The organism is Marinobacter guineae (assembly GCF_002744735.1).
Lineage (GTDB): Bacteria > Pseudomonadota > Gammaproteobacteria > Pseudomonadales > Oleiphilaceae > Marinobacter > Marinobacter guineae.
This window is the reverse complement of the sequence record NZ_KZ319340.1, coordinates 1-13,209: the sequence shown is the minus strand read 5'-3', so window position 1 is coordinate 13,209 and position 13,209 is coordinate 1. Positions and strand designations below refer to the sequence as shown.

Below are 13,209 nucleotides of genomic sequence, written 5' to 3'. Positions count from 1 at the left end.
AGAAGGTCGGTTGCGGATTACAGACCGGCATTCCTCAGCCGGTTGGCGTGCTGCTTGTAAACGGCTTTCGGGTCCGTCTCGAACAGGCTATGAAGTCCCAATGCCTGATTTACCTCATCAAGATGGTTCATGAAGTAATTGTCCCGGATAACCTTGCCGAAACGGTTGCTGCAGCGCCCAACCAGACCATCGTTCTGGCTGAAACCGAACGCCAGGCTGGTGGTGCCTAGCAGGGCGTCGGAGGGGTCCAGCACGTTGGTGAGTACGCCGGTGCCACCCCAGGAATAAAAACGCACTCCGTTTGCCGAATAAGCCCCTTCTCCGCACGCCGTCGCCGGAACACCGGCGGGGGCGAAGTTATTGAACTCGGCACTTCCCTGGGTCGTCAGTGAGTAAAGGCTGGAGCGCAGGTCCTGATTGTAACCGCCGCCAGAGAGCAGATCGATGAGGCCGCCAAGCGCATCGCCGAGGCTTGCAGCCAGGCTTTCGGCCGGCGAGCCGTAGATCAGGTCCGCAACCGGGGAGCCTTTATGGGGTGAGCCCACTGAGGTTACGGAGGCCACCAGATCAGGCCGGACCCGCGCTATGTAGCGGGCGGTTGGCCCGCCATGGCTGTGCCCAATCAGGTTCACCTTGCCATGCACTGCGGCAATGGCCTGCACCTGGGGCAACAGGGCTTCGCCGCGGGCAATTGTGCTGTCCAGGGCTGGTACCTGGGTGGTGTACACATCGGCGCCGTATTTGCGGAGATCTTCAGCCACGCCGTACCAGTAATCCACGCCGGCAATGGAATCAAAACCGAACATGCCATGCACCAGCACAACCGGGTAACGGGTATCCGTGTAATTGGAAGGGGTAGAGTCCCACCACCAGGCGGCGGAGGGGGCAGACCAGGCCACAGTCAGGACCAGGGCCATTACTTTGATCCAGAGTTTCATTGTCGTTCCTACAGTTTGATGTTGTGTTTGTTATTCAAACTGCGGCTCAACCTAACGGGTTGCTCCAGAGACTTCTGTCTCGTAATACATCTGCCTTGTGGCAGATCGAGTGCTTCCGTGCGCTGACTTCGTTCTTATGTTTGTTAGATTGGTGCCGTCAGAGCATCTCGGTAGAGATGTGACCAACATTTGATCAGTGGGAGGGGTAAGTCAACGGCAAAAGGGGCAAGCCGGGCGTGTTCGTCCCGGAACTGTGAGACGTGTCACGTGGGTGGCCCCGCAGGACAAGCGCTGGGCTGACCTGCGGGGTGGGTTGATTGGCAAGCACCAGTCTCAGGGATCAGAGCGTGGCCATGACCTTCTTGGCTGCCGCGGTGGTATGGGCAATATCTTCTTCTGACAATGCAGCGCTGGTGAAACCGGCCTCGAAGGCGGAGGGAGCCAGATAGACTCCTTCTTTCAGCATGCCCTGGAAGAACTTCTTGAACCTCTCCACATCGCAGGCCATCACCTGGTCAAAGCGGGTAACCGAAGGCTCTTCAGTGAAGAAGAAACCAAACATGGCGCCAGAACCCTGAACGGTCAGGGGAATGCCAGTGGCCGTGGCGGCTTCCTTGAGGCCCCGGCAAACGGCGTTGGTTTTCTCGGTCAGGCGGTCATGGAAACCGGGCTCGGAAATTGCGTTCAGAGTCGTCAGGCCCGCACGCATGGCGAGCGGGTTGCCGCTCAGGGTGCCGGCCTGGTAGACCGGCCCCAGCGGGGAGATGTGCTCCATGATTTCACGTTTGCCGCCAAAGGCGCCAACTGGAAGCCCGCCGCCAATCACCTTGCCCAGGGCCGTGAGATCAGGCGTCACGCCATACAGCCCTTGAGCACCGCCGAGGGAGACCCGGAAGCCGGTCATTACCTCGTCGAAAATCAGCACCGTGCCATGTTCGTCGCATACCTCACGCAGCCCTTCGAGAAATCCGGGTACCGGCGGAATGCAATTCATGTTGCCGGCAACCGGCTCCACGATGATTGCTGCAATCTCATCGCCCATCTTGCTGAAGGTCTCACGAACACTGTCGATGTCGTTGTAGGTCAGCGTCAGGGTGAGCTCGGCCAGGCTGGCCGGAATGCCCGGTGAATTCGGCACGCCGAGAGTCAGCGCGCCGGAGCCCGCCTTCACCAACAGGGAATCCACATGCCCGTGGTAGCAGCCTTCGAACTTCACAATCTTGTCCCGGCCGGTGTAACCCCGGGCCAGCCGGATTGCGCTCATGGTTGCCTCAGTGCCGGAGTTCACCATGCGGACCAGATCGATAGAAGGCACCAGTTCGCAGACCTTCTTGGCCATCTCGGTCTCAAGTGCCGTTGGAGCACCGTAGCCGACGCCGAGATCGACCTGGGCATGAAGCGCATCCTTGATGCGCTTGTCCGAGTGGCCAAGAATCATCGGTCCCCAGGAGCCGATGTAATCGATATAGCGCTGGCCGTCCTCGTCGTACAGGTAGGCGCCCTCTGCGTGGTTGAAGAAGATAGGCGTTCCCCCGACACCGCGAAAGGCCCGGACCGGAGAGTTTACGCCCCCGGGAATGTATTTCTGAGCCTGCTCAAAAAGGGTTTCGGAGTGCGTCATGTGTCTGGGCTCCTGTTATCCTGGAAGTGAAAAAGTGGGTGATGGCTCGCGAAAAGCCGTTCAAATGCCTTTGCCCGGTGCTCAATTTCATCAGGGCTACCCCCGAACAGGCCGCCAACCACAGCAAGCATGTCGGCACCGGCACGAATCAGGGCTTCGCCGTTTTCTGTGGTTACTCCGCCAATGGCGGTCAGGGGGCGATGGAAGCGTTTCGCCTCGCTGAGCACCTCCGGCGATGCCGCCGGTGCCCCCGGTTTGGTCGAGGACGGGAAAAAGCGCCCGAATGCAAAATAGTCGGCACCTTGCTCCAGCCCGGCCTGCGCCAGTAAAAGGTCGGCATGGCAGGTCACTCCGATGATCGCCTGCTCTCCGAGCAGCCGGCGAGCAGCGGCCAGTGAGCCGTCAGTCTGCCCCAGGTGAACGCCGGCAGCTCCGACCCGTTTTGCCAGTTCGGGATCGTCATTGATCAGCAGCGGCACCCTGGCATTGCGGCAGACGGCCTGAAGGTTTCGGGCCTGAGTGATTCTCTCGGCCATGGGCGCGGATTTTTCCCGGTATTGTACCATTATTACGCCACCCCGAAGTGCTGCTTCAACCGATTCAATGAGAATGGCAGGCGGTGTGAGCTGGCTGTCAGTAATGGCATAGAGTCCCGGGCGCAGCCCTTTGTTCATCGCTCCCACAGAATGCCCCGGTCCGGTACCGGCTGGCCTTTGCCAACCTCAAGCGCGTGCAGTATGGCGTGGTTCACGTAGTTCTGGGCCTGGGAGATGGCGGCGCGAGGCGACAGGCCTGAGGCCCGGCCTGCAGCGATAGCTGCGGCCAACGTACAGCCGGTGCCGTGGTACTCACCGCCAATACGCTCAATCTCCCAGCGCATGGGCTCCGGGCCATGATTGTATAATGTGTTGGTGATGCGTATGCCGGTGCCATGGCCCCCGGTTGCAAGAACCGACTCACATCCGCCTTGTAGCAGGTGTTCGGCTGCCTCGTCGGGATTGTTACTACCTCCCAGCAGAGCGAGTTCAACTCCGTTCGGAGTAATCATCTCGGTCAGGGGGAACAGACGGTCCTTCATGGCGGCGATCAGTTCGTCGTCTGCCAGATCGCCACCGCCGGCGGCTTTGATCACCGGATCGGTAATCAGCGGCAGGCCCGAGCGTTCGCCCATGAACTCCACCAGTACGTCCACCACCGCAGCATTTCCCAGCGCACCGGTTTTCACCGCGTGAATCGGGGCATCCTCTGCGATGCATTGCAGCTGCTGGCGAATCAGGTCAGCGGACACCGCTTCAGCACCGTATACGTTCCGGGTGTCCTGTACGGTGAGACAGGTGACCACCGGCAGGGGATGGCAGCCCAGCGAGGTGATCGCCTGGATATCAGCCTGGATGCCTGCGCCGCCAGAGGGGTCCAGACCGGATAGTATCAGTACCTGGGGACGGTTATAGCGTTTGATGACCCACCTCCTTAGAAGGGTTTGACGACAGCCAGGATAACAACGGCCAACAGAATAAAGACCGGCAGTTCGTTGAACCAACGGTAGAATACGTGGCTTCGAGTGTTCTGGTCATCCCGGAAGACTTTGACAAGATGTCCGCAGAAGAAATGATAAATGATCAGCACAGCCACCAGCAGCAGCTTGGCATGCAGCCAGCCCTGGCTGAAATAGCCCGAAACATTGTAGCTGATCAGCCACACTCCGAAGACAACGGTGGCAATCATCGAAGGCGTGGTGATGCCCCGGTAGAGTTTTCGCTCCATGATCTTGAAGCGCTCCCGCCCCGGTTCATCCTCGCAGGCAGCGTGGTAGACGAACAGGCGGGGCAGATAGAAAATGCCGGCAAACCAGCACACCAGTGAAATAATATGGAAGGCTTTGACCCACAGCATTCGTCAGCTCCGTCGGTATTGGTAATAACTTTCGATATCGGCCTTGAGCACTACACCGTAAACCCGCTGGATCATGGGCGCTACGTGCCGTTGTACGTACAGGGCCTCGGCATTGGTTGTATCGAATTCCTCCAGCGCCTCCTCGAGGGTGGCCTGGTACTGTACCGGTGCGACGTCACGGCGGTTGGCGGGAATGTCCATCAGATCGATGGATTCCGGCGGTTCGATTTCTTCCTCGGCAACCAGTTTCTCGGTGTCCTCCATATAACGGGCAAGATCCACCGCCGGTAACAGGGCAGTGGGCCCGGTACTGCCCTCGACAATCAGCCACTTGGGTTCGGATTTCAGGACCTTTCTGGCCTCCTCGACCGTCAGATGCCGTTCGGTGCGAAGAATGCTGCGGTCCATAATGGCGCCCACCGATACCCGGCGCAGGGCCTGGATAACGGGTGAATTCTGGTAGCTCAGGCCCTGATTCTTGAGAATGGTGAGGAACAGTGATTTCTTGCCGAAAGCTTCGCTGGTTACAAGGCTTGAGGTGGTGATGATCAGCATGCCCGGGAGGATGATGTTGGGGTTGCGGGTTAGCTCCATCAGGGCCATCAGGGCAGCCAGTGGCGCCTGGAGGACTGCGCCCATCATGGCCCCCATGCCCAGCATGGCGTAGAAGCCCACCGAAGAGGCATGTTCGGGAAGAATCTGGGCGCCGATCAGGCCCATGGCGCCCCCGAGGGTAGCGCCCATGAACAGTGTGGGGCCAATAACGCCGCTGGGCATGCCCAGCCCGATCGACAGTGAAGTGATGACCAGTTTGGCAACACCGGCGCCCAATAACAGCCAGAACCCCAGCTCGCCATTGATGGTTTCGTTGACGGTGTCGTAACCGATGCCCATGGTTTCTGGAACCAGGATGGCGAAGGGTACCATCAGGAAGCCCGCGATGGTGATGCGTAAAAGGACTGGCCGGTGTTGATGCTTGCCCATGCTGTCCACCAGCTGAATAAACATTGCAGCGGCAATGCCGATAATGACTGCAATCGCCAGAATCCAGGGAATCTCCAGTAGCGAGTTCATGGTCAGGGCAGGCACGCTGAACGCTGGCTCTGCGCCATACACCGCCTGGGTGACGACCGCGGCACTGACTGCCGCCAGGATGATGGGGGTAAAGCCAGCGATGGTGTATTCCATCATCACCACTTCCATGGCGAAGATGACACCGGAAATCGGGGTATTGAACGAGGCGGAAATCGCCCCGGCGCACCCGCAGGCCACCAGGGTCCGGATGCTGTTATTTGGCAGGCGCATCCACTGCCCCATCAGGCTGGAGAACGCGGCCCCCAGATGCACGGCCGGTCCCTCCCGGCCGGCGGACTGGCCACTGATAACCGTAGCCACGCCGGAGATGAACTGCACGGCGGCACTGCGAATGGAAATGTAGCCCTGGTGATAATTCAGGCGCTCCATGACATGGACAACGCCTACCTTACGATCATGAGTGGCCAGCCGGTGGAGCATCAATCCCAGGCAGAGAGCGCCGGCAAGAGGAAGCAGGCCGCGGGTCAGCAGATCCAGTTCCTCGAACGATTCAGATCCTTCGCCCGGAAGAAAATGCTCAAGGGGCCATTCGATGGCCAGGCGGAATACCAGGATAACCCCGCCAGTGATCAGGCCTGATAACAGGCCAAGCACAGCCAGTTGCGGCAATGCGTCGACACCGGACAGTCTGCGCCGGAAAACAGGAATCAGGTGTTCGGTAATCTGGTGCCAGATTTTCTGCATGGAGCCGGGGTTCCGGTGAAATTGTGTGGACCGCCAGAAGATTTCTGACAACATTGTAACGGTCGCCCTGAAGGCTGCAATAAGTCATTGGTTTATCATGGTAGACTACGCATCAAACCTCAAAACCTGATACGACGTCGCTGGAGAGAAAGGTGATTAAAGTAGGCATCGTTGGTGGCACCGGGTACACCGGTGTGGAACTGTTGAGAATCCTCGCGGTTCACCCTGAAGTATCGGTCAGTTGCATTACATCCCGCTCGGAAGCCGGCATGCCTGTGGCGGATATGTATCCGAATTTGCGTGGGCACTATGACCTCGAGTTTTCTGAGCCGGATGTAAGCGTATTGGCAGCATGCGATCTGGTTTTCTTTGCCACGCCCCACGGCGTCGCGATGAGGATGGTGCCGGAACTGATGGTGGCCGGTGTGCGTGTGGTTGATCTCTCTGCGGACTTCCGCCTGAAAGACCTGGAGGTCTGGGCGAGCTGGTACGGCATGCCCCACGAAAGCCCGGAATGGGCCGCGAAGGCAGTCTACGGACTGCCAGAGGTGGTCCGGGATGAAATCGGCGACGCGCAACTGGTGGCGAACCCGGGCTGTTACCCGACTGCTGTTCAGCTGGGCTTCCTGCCGCTGCTTGAGCAGGGCCTGGTTGACCCCACCCGCCTGATCGCAGATGCAAAATCCGGAGCCAGCGGTGCTGGCCGGCAGGGCAAGATCGGCATGTTGCACGGGGAAGTCGGCGAGAGCTTCAAGGCTTATGGCGCTTCCGGTCATCGCCATCTGCCGGAGATTCGTCAGGGGCTGTCTGGCGCCGCTGGCAGTGACGTGGGGGTGACGTTTGTTCCGCACCTGATTCCGATGATCCGGGGTATCGAGGCGACCCTCTATGCCGAGCTGAAAGATCCGGCAGATTTTGACCGGCTTCAGGCGCTTTTTGAAGAGCGTTACAAGTCGGAACCGTTCGTCGATGTCATGCCCTTTGGCAGTCATCCGGAAACCCGGAGTGTGAGGGGTGCAAACCAGTGCCGCATGGCGCTGCACCGGCAGGAACAGAGCAACATTGTTATTGTGTCTTCGGTAATCGATAACCTGGTGAAGGGCGCCGCCGGGCAGGCGGTTCAGAACATGAACATCATGTTCGGGCTGAAAGAAACCATGGGGCTCGAGGCCCCGGCGCTTCTGCCGTAATGCCGAAGGAAAAACTGTGAGCGAGCAGAGAAGGCCGGCCGAGGAGTATGTGGTAATCCGGCATCGCCCGGGTTACCGCCTGCGCAGAACAGCAATCCTGCTGGTGTTCACTCTGGTTGCTGCGATCGCCGGGTATGCAACTGGACTGGCGCAGGGTGGGTTCCGGTTTTCCAGCGCTGAAGAATCGAATCAGCTGCTGGAGAACGAAGTCGACATTCTTCGGGAGGACTACCGGAAAGCCAGGCAGCAATTGATCAATTTTGAGCGCGGGCGAGTGATTGATGAGCAGGCGCTGAATCAGACCCGGAAAACCATTGTCGATCTTGAAACCCGGATTGTGTCACTGCAATCGGACCTGACTTTCTATAAAAACATCATGGCGCCCTCGGAAACCAGCAAAGGGTTACAGGTCGACAGCCTCACGATGACACTCAACCGCAGTCCGGGCACCTACGATTTCAAGTTGGTCCTGACCCAGGTCGGCAATAACAAAAGCTACATCTCCGGCGTGGTGGCGGTGAACGTCATTGGCATGCGTGACGAGGAAAAAGAGGTGATTGCCCTGCGTGATCTTTCAGAAGATATCGAGGATCTCGGGGTGAAGTTCCGTTTCCGGTATTTCCAGGATGTTGAAGGTACCCTGGCGTTGCCGGAACAATTTGAGCCAATCGAGATTCAGGTGGTAGCCCAGGCGGAGGGGCGGAAGTCCTCGCAGGCCGAGCGTACCTTTAACTGGGATGATTTGACGGAGAACTGACATGCTTGGCAAGAAAAAGCAGAAGCCGCGCCGGCCAACCGGCCATTTTGACACCCTGGTTTCGTCCCGTACGACCATCGAGGGGGATGTTCACTTTTCGGGTGGGCTGCATGTGGACGGCCGTATTCGCGGTAAAGTGGTTGCTGATGAAGGGACGGATGCCGTGCTCAGGGTTTCGGAGGTCGGAGAGGTCACAGGCGACATCAACGCTCCTCACGTGATCATCAATGGTACGGTGAATGGTGATGTCTACGCCTCGGCCCATCTTGAACTGGCGGAAAAAGCCGCCATCAACGGGAGTGTTTTCTACAACCTAATCGAAATGGCGATGGGGGCGTCGGTTAACGGCAACCTGGTCCATCAGCGGGAACCAGTCGGGTTGCTTGCACAGGATGGCCTCTCCACCCGGCAAAAGCAGGAACAGGCTCGCGGTTCTGACAAGCCGGCGGGGCCTGATGAGGTGCCGGAGGATGGTGGAAAGTCCCAATAGTTGATTGTTTTAGTCAGGAATACCATAATCGCCTGAGTTGTTAGCGATAATCCGGAGGCGAACTTGAGTGCAGTCCAGCAACAAATGGCCATACCGCTGTTCTTCAGTGACAGTGCGGTTGCCAAGGTGCGTGAGTTAATCGAGGAAGAGGGTAACTCCGAACTCAAACTCCGCGTCTTCGTGACGGGGGGGGGCTGTTCCGGGTTTCAGTATGGTTTCTCGTTCGATGAAAGTCAGGATGAAGAAGACACCGTTATCGAGCGTGACGGGGTTTATCTGTTGGTTGATCCGATGAGCTACCAGTATCTTGTCGGCGCCACTATCGATTATCAGGAAGGTCTTCAGGGCTCCCAGTTTGTTGTCCAGAACCCGAATGCCAGCTCAACCTGCGGTTGTGGCAGTTCCTTCTCCATCTGAATTCAATCAGCAAAGCTTCAGGCCGGATAGATGGCCCCCAGAATTCGTGGGCCGGAAGCTCCGGTCACCTCAGGTAAGTTACCTGGCAATCCTTCGAGGGCCTGCTTTGCCAGCCAGGCAAATGCCACTGGCTCCACCATTTGCGGGTCAAGCCCCAGGTCCGAGGTCAGCGTGAGTTGAGCGTCTGGCAATGCCTTCTCAAGCTCTGCCATCAACAACGGATTTCGCGCGCCGCCACCGCAGGTATAGATCCGGAGTCCCCGGGTTTCGGGTAACTGATTTACCACGCTTGCCACAGTCAGCTGCAGCAGTGTTCGTTGAATATCCTCGGCAGGGATGTCTGGATGGCGACTCACCTGCGTTTTTACCCAGTCCAGATTGAATCTCTCCTTGCCGGTACTTTTCGGGGGCATCCTCGAAAAATAGGCATCCGATAGCATATCGCTTAGCAGCTCCTGATTCACCGTGCCTTCACTGGCCCAGTGGCCATCGCTGTCGAAAGGAAGCCCGGTCTGATCCAGGCACCAGGCATCCATCAAGGCATTGGCTGGTCCGGTGTCAAAACCGGTTACCGGACTACTTTCGTTGGCCGGAATCCAGGTTATGTTCGCGATGCCCCCGAGATTGAGGATGCAGCGATCCTCTGTATCTGAACTGAAAAAGGCTTTGTGAAATGCTGGGACCAATGGCGCGCCCTGGCCTCCGGCAGCCATGTCCCTTCTGCGGAAGTCGGCGACGGTGGTAATGCCTGTAGCTTCAGAAATAACTGACGGATTGCCAATTTGGATGGTAAAGGGCGATGCCCCGGAGGGTTGGTGGCGAAGCGTCTGGCCGTGACTTCCGATGGCACGAATAGCCGATGGTGGGAGCCCGGAGTGTTGTATCACTTCTGTCGCAGCCTGCGCGAATAACGTCCCTGTCAGAGTGTCCAGTTCGCCGATTTCATCCAGGGTTGCCTGGTTCTGGCAGGCGGCCAGGAGTCTGTGCCGGATCTCATCGGGGTAGGGTATTGTGTGAGATGCGTGGATTCTTGCGGATTGTCCCTGAAAAGACACCAGCACGGCATCAATGCCATCCATGCTGGTGCCGGACATCAATCCGATCCAGGTATCCATGGCGCTCAGTCGTCTGAAGCCAGTGCGAGTTGCTGATAGCTCTCGCGGAACACGCCAAATTGTGCGATTCGCTGTTCGGTGACCTGCTTGAAACGCGCCATCTCTGAAGACGAAATAGGTTTGGCATCTGGCAATTTAACGGTGCGTGAGTTACGCGGAGCGCCGTTCAGCCGGAATTCGTAGTGCAGATGTGGCCCGGTTACCATGCCGGAGGAGCCGACATAACCAATGGTTTCGCCCTGCTTTACCCGGGTGCCATTTTTCATGCCCTTCCCAAGGCGGCTCATATGGGCGTAAAGCGTGGTGATGTTGTCGCCATGCTTCAGGATAACAGTGCGGCCATAACCGCCTTTCCATCCCGCAAACTGCACACGACCTGCACCGGCCGCCTTGATGGGAGTTCCTGGAGGTGCGCCATAGTCGGTGCCCTCGTGGGGACGAACCACATCCAGGACAGGGTGGCGCCTTTGCAGATTGAAGGGCGAGGAGACCCGCGCATTAATCGGCGTACGCAGGAATGCCTTGCGCATGCTCTTTCCGTTGGGGTTGTAGTAGTCGCTGTCGCCGTTACTATCGGTATAGAGTAGGGCAACGTTCTCCTCGCCACGGTTCACAAATCGGGCGGACAGAATGCGACCAGCACCAAATTTCTCGCCATCAAGATAGAGTTCCTCATAGACCACTTCAAACTGGTCGCCTTTGCGGACGTCGTATACGAAGTCGATTTCCCAGCCGAAAATACCAGCCAACTCCATAGTGAGTTGGTCAGTGAGCCCCGCTTCGCGGGCGGCAAGATAAAGGGAGCCGTCTATTGTTCCGGAAGCGAACGCGGGCCGCGCTTCAGGTTTGCGGACCTCCATCTCACCGGTAAAGCTTTGGCCTTCCCTGCTGACTTTAAGAGTTTCGAGAAGGTTGCGCTGCAGCTCAACCGAAGCCAGAGCGCCGTCACCTGTTGTGGCGAAACGGATCGTTTCTCCAGCGTAGAGGCGCTGCAGCTCCCCGGCTTCTCCGTCCCCGTGGATCACCGAGAGCATGATGCCATCATTGAATCCAGCTTTCTTGAATAGTGAAGACAGGGTATCGCCAGACTTGATGGCGAAGGTCTGCCATTCCAGCTCAGGTTTGTCCGGCGCGGCCGGAATTGCTGAATCGGTAACGCCGACTTGCTGTACAGGCTGCTCGCCGGCATCATCGCCTGCGGCAGAAGCCGGCTGTTCTTCCACTGAGGGCGAAACGGGTTGCTCCGACCTTTCCGGCTCAGGGTTTGTCTTTGCGACGGTTCCCTGCTCCAGGTCCAGTGAATAGGACATCCGCTTGGCTTCGACATTGCTGCTGGGGCTCATCAGAACAGTGGCGGTAACAATCACGGTCGCCGCTGCAGCAATGGTAATGTGTGTTTTTGGAAACATTTTCAGCACGTGTCACACCCGTTTTGATCGGTATTCCGGTAGCTTGTACTATCTAATTGAAGCTGTTATTCAAGTTTATTCCAACAGATTACCGTATAAAATGCATGTGGAACAGCGCGGAACATTACGGTTGGTGTTCCATCCTCCGGATTTCTGTGTGCAGCGTTGTTATAATGCGCCGCCCTTTTGCTTCGGTGTTGATCAAAATCTGGTCAAACTACTTTAGCAGGAGAGCGCGTAACTCACAGAGTTCTTTTGTTGAAGTCTGTAACCGATAGAATCTTTCAAGATCAAAACTGGGGACGTGTTGTTCATGGTATCCATTGATGAAGCGTTGGCGATTATCAAGCGCGGAGTAGACGAGCTCATTCCGGAAGTTGAATTGGTAGAGAAACTGAAGGAAGGTCGTCCTCTCAGGATCAAGGCCGGCTTCGATCCCACTGCCCCCGATCTTCACCTTGGGCACACCGTCCTTATTAACAAGCTTCGCCAGTTTCAGGACTTGGGTCACGAGGTGATCTTTCTGATCGGTGACTTTACCGGGATGATCGGCGATCCGACCGGAAAGAGTTCCACCCGGCCCCCTCTGACAGAGCAGCAGGTCGCCGATAATGCGGTCAGCTATAAAGAGCAGGTGTTCAAGATTCTCGATCCGTCGAAAACCCGTGTGGTTTTCAACTCCGAGTGGATGAGCAAGATGACCGCCGCCGATATGATCAAGCTGGCGGGGCAGTATACCGTTGCCCGTATGCTTGAGCGCGACGATTTCACCAAGCGCTACCGGGCGGAGCAGGCCATCGCGATCCATGAGTTTCTCTATCCCCTGGTGCAGGGTTACGATTCGGTTGCCCTTGAGGCAGACGTTGAGCTGGGCGGGACCGATCAGAAGTTCAACTTGTTAATGGGTCGGATTCTTCAGAAGCATTATGGTCAGTCTCCCCAGGTGATTCTGACAATGCCGATTTTGGAGGGGCTTGATGGCATTCAGAAAATGTCGAAGTCCCTTGGTAACTATGTAGGTGTTAATGATTCTCCGGGTGAGATGTACACCAAGCTATTGTCGATGCCGGATGATCTTCTCTGGCGTTACTTTGAGCTGTTGAGCTTCCGTCCGCTGGCGGAGGTGGAGGCGTTCCGGAAGGAAGTGCAGGCTGGGGCCAATCCCCAGGATTTTAAAAAGTTGCTGGCGGAAGAGATTATTACCCGTTTCCATGATGAGGAGGCCGCAAAGACGGCGCACAAGTCAGCTGGGAACCGGGTTTCCCTGGGGGCGATTCCCGAGAATGTACCAACCGTTGAGGTTTCGCTTGAAGGTCAGTCCGAGATGCCAGTGGCTTCGGTGTTGCGTTTGGCGGGGCTGGTAAAGAACGGTGCGGCTGCTCGCGATGTGCTGGGGCGTGGTGCTGTTTTCATTGATGGCCAGAAATTCGAGGGCAATCGGATGTTCGTGGAAGGCGACGACTGCGTCGTACAGGCGGGAAAGAAGAAAATAGCCCGGGTTTTGATCACTGCGTAACCGATTTTTGGTGATTTTGAGATTTTTTCAGGATCGTCGTTGACACCTCGGTGCAGGTCTGTAGAATGCGCATCTCCTTCGAGG

Annotated in this window: 13 protein-coding genes; 5 read left to right on the top strand and 8 right to left on the bottom strand. The window is 57.3% G+C overall.

The features are described 5' to 3' along the window. Nucleotides 1-17: 17 nt before the first annotated feature. The 6 genes from CLH62_RS08095 to CLH62_RS08070 all read right to left on the bottom strand — a co-directional run bounded on the left by CLH62_RS08095 (nt 18) and on the right by CLH62_RS08070 (nt 6,231). Nucleotides 18-938, bottom strand: coding sequence for a lipase family alpha/beta hydrolase (locus tag CLH62_RS08095; protein WP_099617672.1), 921 nt, complete (start codon nt 936-938; stop codon nt 18-20). Between the two features lie 340 nt (nt 939-1,278). Next, the gene (gene hemL, locus CLH62_RS08090) at nt 1,279-2,559 is read right to left on the bottom strand and encodes a glutamate-1-semialdehyde 2,1-aminomutase (protein WP_099617671.1); all 1,281 of its coding nucleotides are present in this window, start codon (nt 2,557-2,559) and stop codon (nt 1,279-1,281) included. Then, on the bottom strand, nt 2,556-3,233 hold the full coding sequence (gene thiE / locus CLH62_RS08085; protein WP_099617670.1) for a thiamine phosphate synthase: 678 nt from the start codon (nt 3,231-3,233) through the stop codon (nt 2,556-2,558). The genes hemL and thiE overlap by 4 nt, the downstream gene beginning before the upstream one ends. Next, nucleotides 3,230-3,988, bottom strand: a complete 759-nt coding sequence (gene thiD, locus CLH62_RS08080) for a bifunctional hydroxymethylpyrimidine kinase/phosphomethylpyrimidine kinase (RefSeq protein ID WP_099618805.1) — start codon at nt 3,986-3,988, stop codon at nt 3,230-3,232. The genes thiE and thiD overlap by 4 nt, the downstream gene beginning before the upstream one ends. 41 nt (nt 3,989-4,029) lie before the next feature. Then, complete coding sequence (gene hemJ / locus CLH62_RS08075; protein WP_099617669.1) at nt 4,030-4,452, bottom strand: protoporphyrinogen oxidase HemJ; 423 nt, start codon at nt 4,450-4,452, stop codon at nt 4,030-4,032. Nucleotides 4,453-4,455: 3 nt separating this feature from the next. Then, nucleotides 4,456-6,231 carry a chloride channel protein gene (locus CLH62_RS08070; RefSeq protein WP_099617668.1) on the bottom strand — a complete coding sequence of 592 codons (1,776 nt, stop codon included), beginning with the start codon at nt 6,229-6,231 and terminating at the stop codon, nt 4,456-4,458. Between the two features lie 152 nt (nt 6,232-6,383). Here CLH62_RS08070 and argC point away from each other — a divergent pair, with 152 nt between their 5' ends. From argC to erpA, 4 genes are all read left to right on the top strand, one after another. Next, nucleotides 6,384-7,421, top strand: coding sequence for an N-acetyl-gamma-glutamyl-phosphate reductase (gene argC, locus CLH62_RS08065; protein WP_099617667.1), 1,038 nt, complete (start codon nt 6,384-6,386; stop codon nt 7,419-7,421). A 16-nt stretch (nt 7,422-7,437) separates the two neighbouring features. Next, entirely contained in the window at nt 7,438-8,178 is a 741-nt protein-coding gene (locus tag CLH62_RS08060; protein ID WP_099617666.1) for a DUF6776 family protein, read from the top strand. Between the two features lies 1 nt (nt 8,179). Continuing rightward, nucleotides 8,180-8,668 carry a bactofilin family protein gene (locus CLH62_RS08055; RefSeq protein ID WP_099617665.1) on the top strand — a complete coding sequence of 163 codons (489 nt, stop codon included), beginning with the start codon at nt 8,180-8,182 and terminating at the stop codon, nt 8,666-8,668. Nucleotides 8,669-8,752: 84 nt separating this feature from the next. Next, complete coding sequence (gene erpA, locus CLH62_RS08050; RefSeq protein ID WP_211285751.1) at nt 8,753-9,085, top strand: iron-sulfur cluster insertion protein ErpA; 333 nt, start codon at nt 8,753-8,755, stop codon at nt 9,083-9,085. A gap of 17 nt (nt 9,086-9,102) precedes the next feature. On the opposite strand, the gene CLH62_RS08045 is transcribed toward erpA, so the two are convergent. Further along, on the bottom strand, nt 9,103-10,200 hold the full coding sequence (locus CLH62_RS08045; protein WP_099617663.1) for an anhydro-N-acetylmuramic acid kinase: 1,098 nt from the start codon (nt 10,198-10,200) through the stop codon (nt 9,103-9,105). Between the two features lie 5 nt (nt 10,201-10,205). Beyond that, nucleotides 10,206-11,618 (bottom strand): peptidoglycan DD-metalloendopeptidase family protein, encoded by a 1,413-nt coding sequence (locus tag CLH62_RS08040; protein ID WP_099617662.1) that lies wholly within the window; start codon nt 11,616-11,618, stop codon nt 10,206-10,208. Between the two features lie 304 nt (nt 11,619-11,922). On the opposite strand from CLH62_RS08040, the gene tyrS reads away from it, so the two are divergent. Further along, on the top strand, nt 11,923-13,125 hold the full coding sequence (tyrS, locus tag CLH62_RS08035) for a tyrosine--tRNA ligase (protein ID WP_099617661.1): 1,203 nt from the start codon (nt 11,923-11,925) through the stop codon (nt 13,123-13,125). The last annotated feature ends 84 nt before the right edge of the window (nt 13,126-13,209 follow it).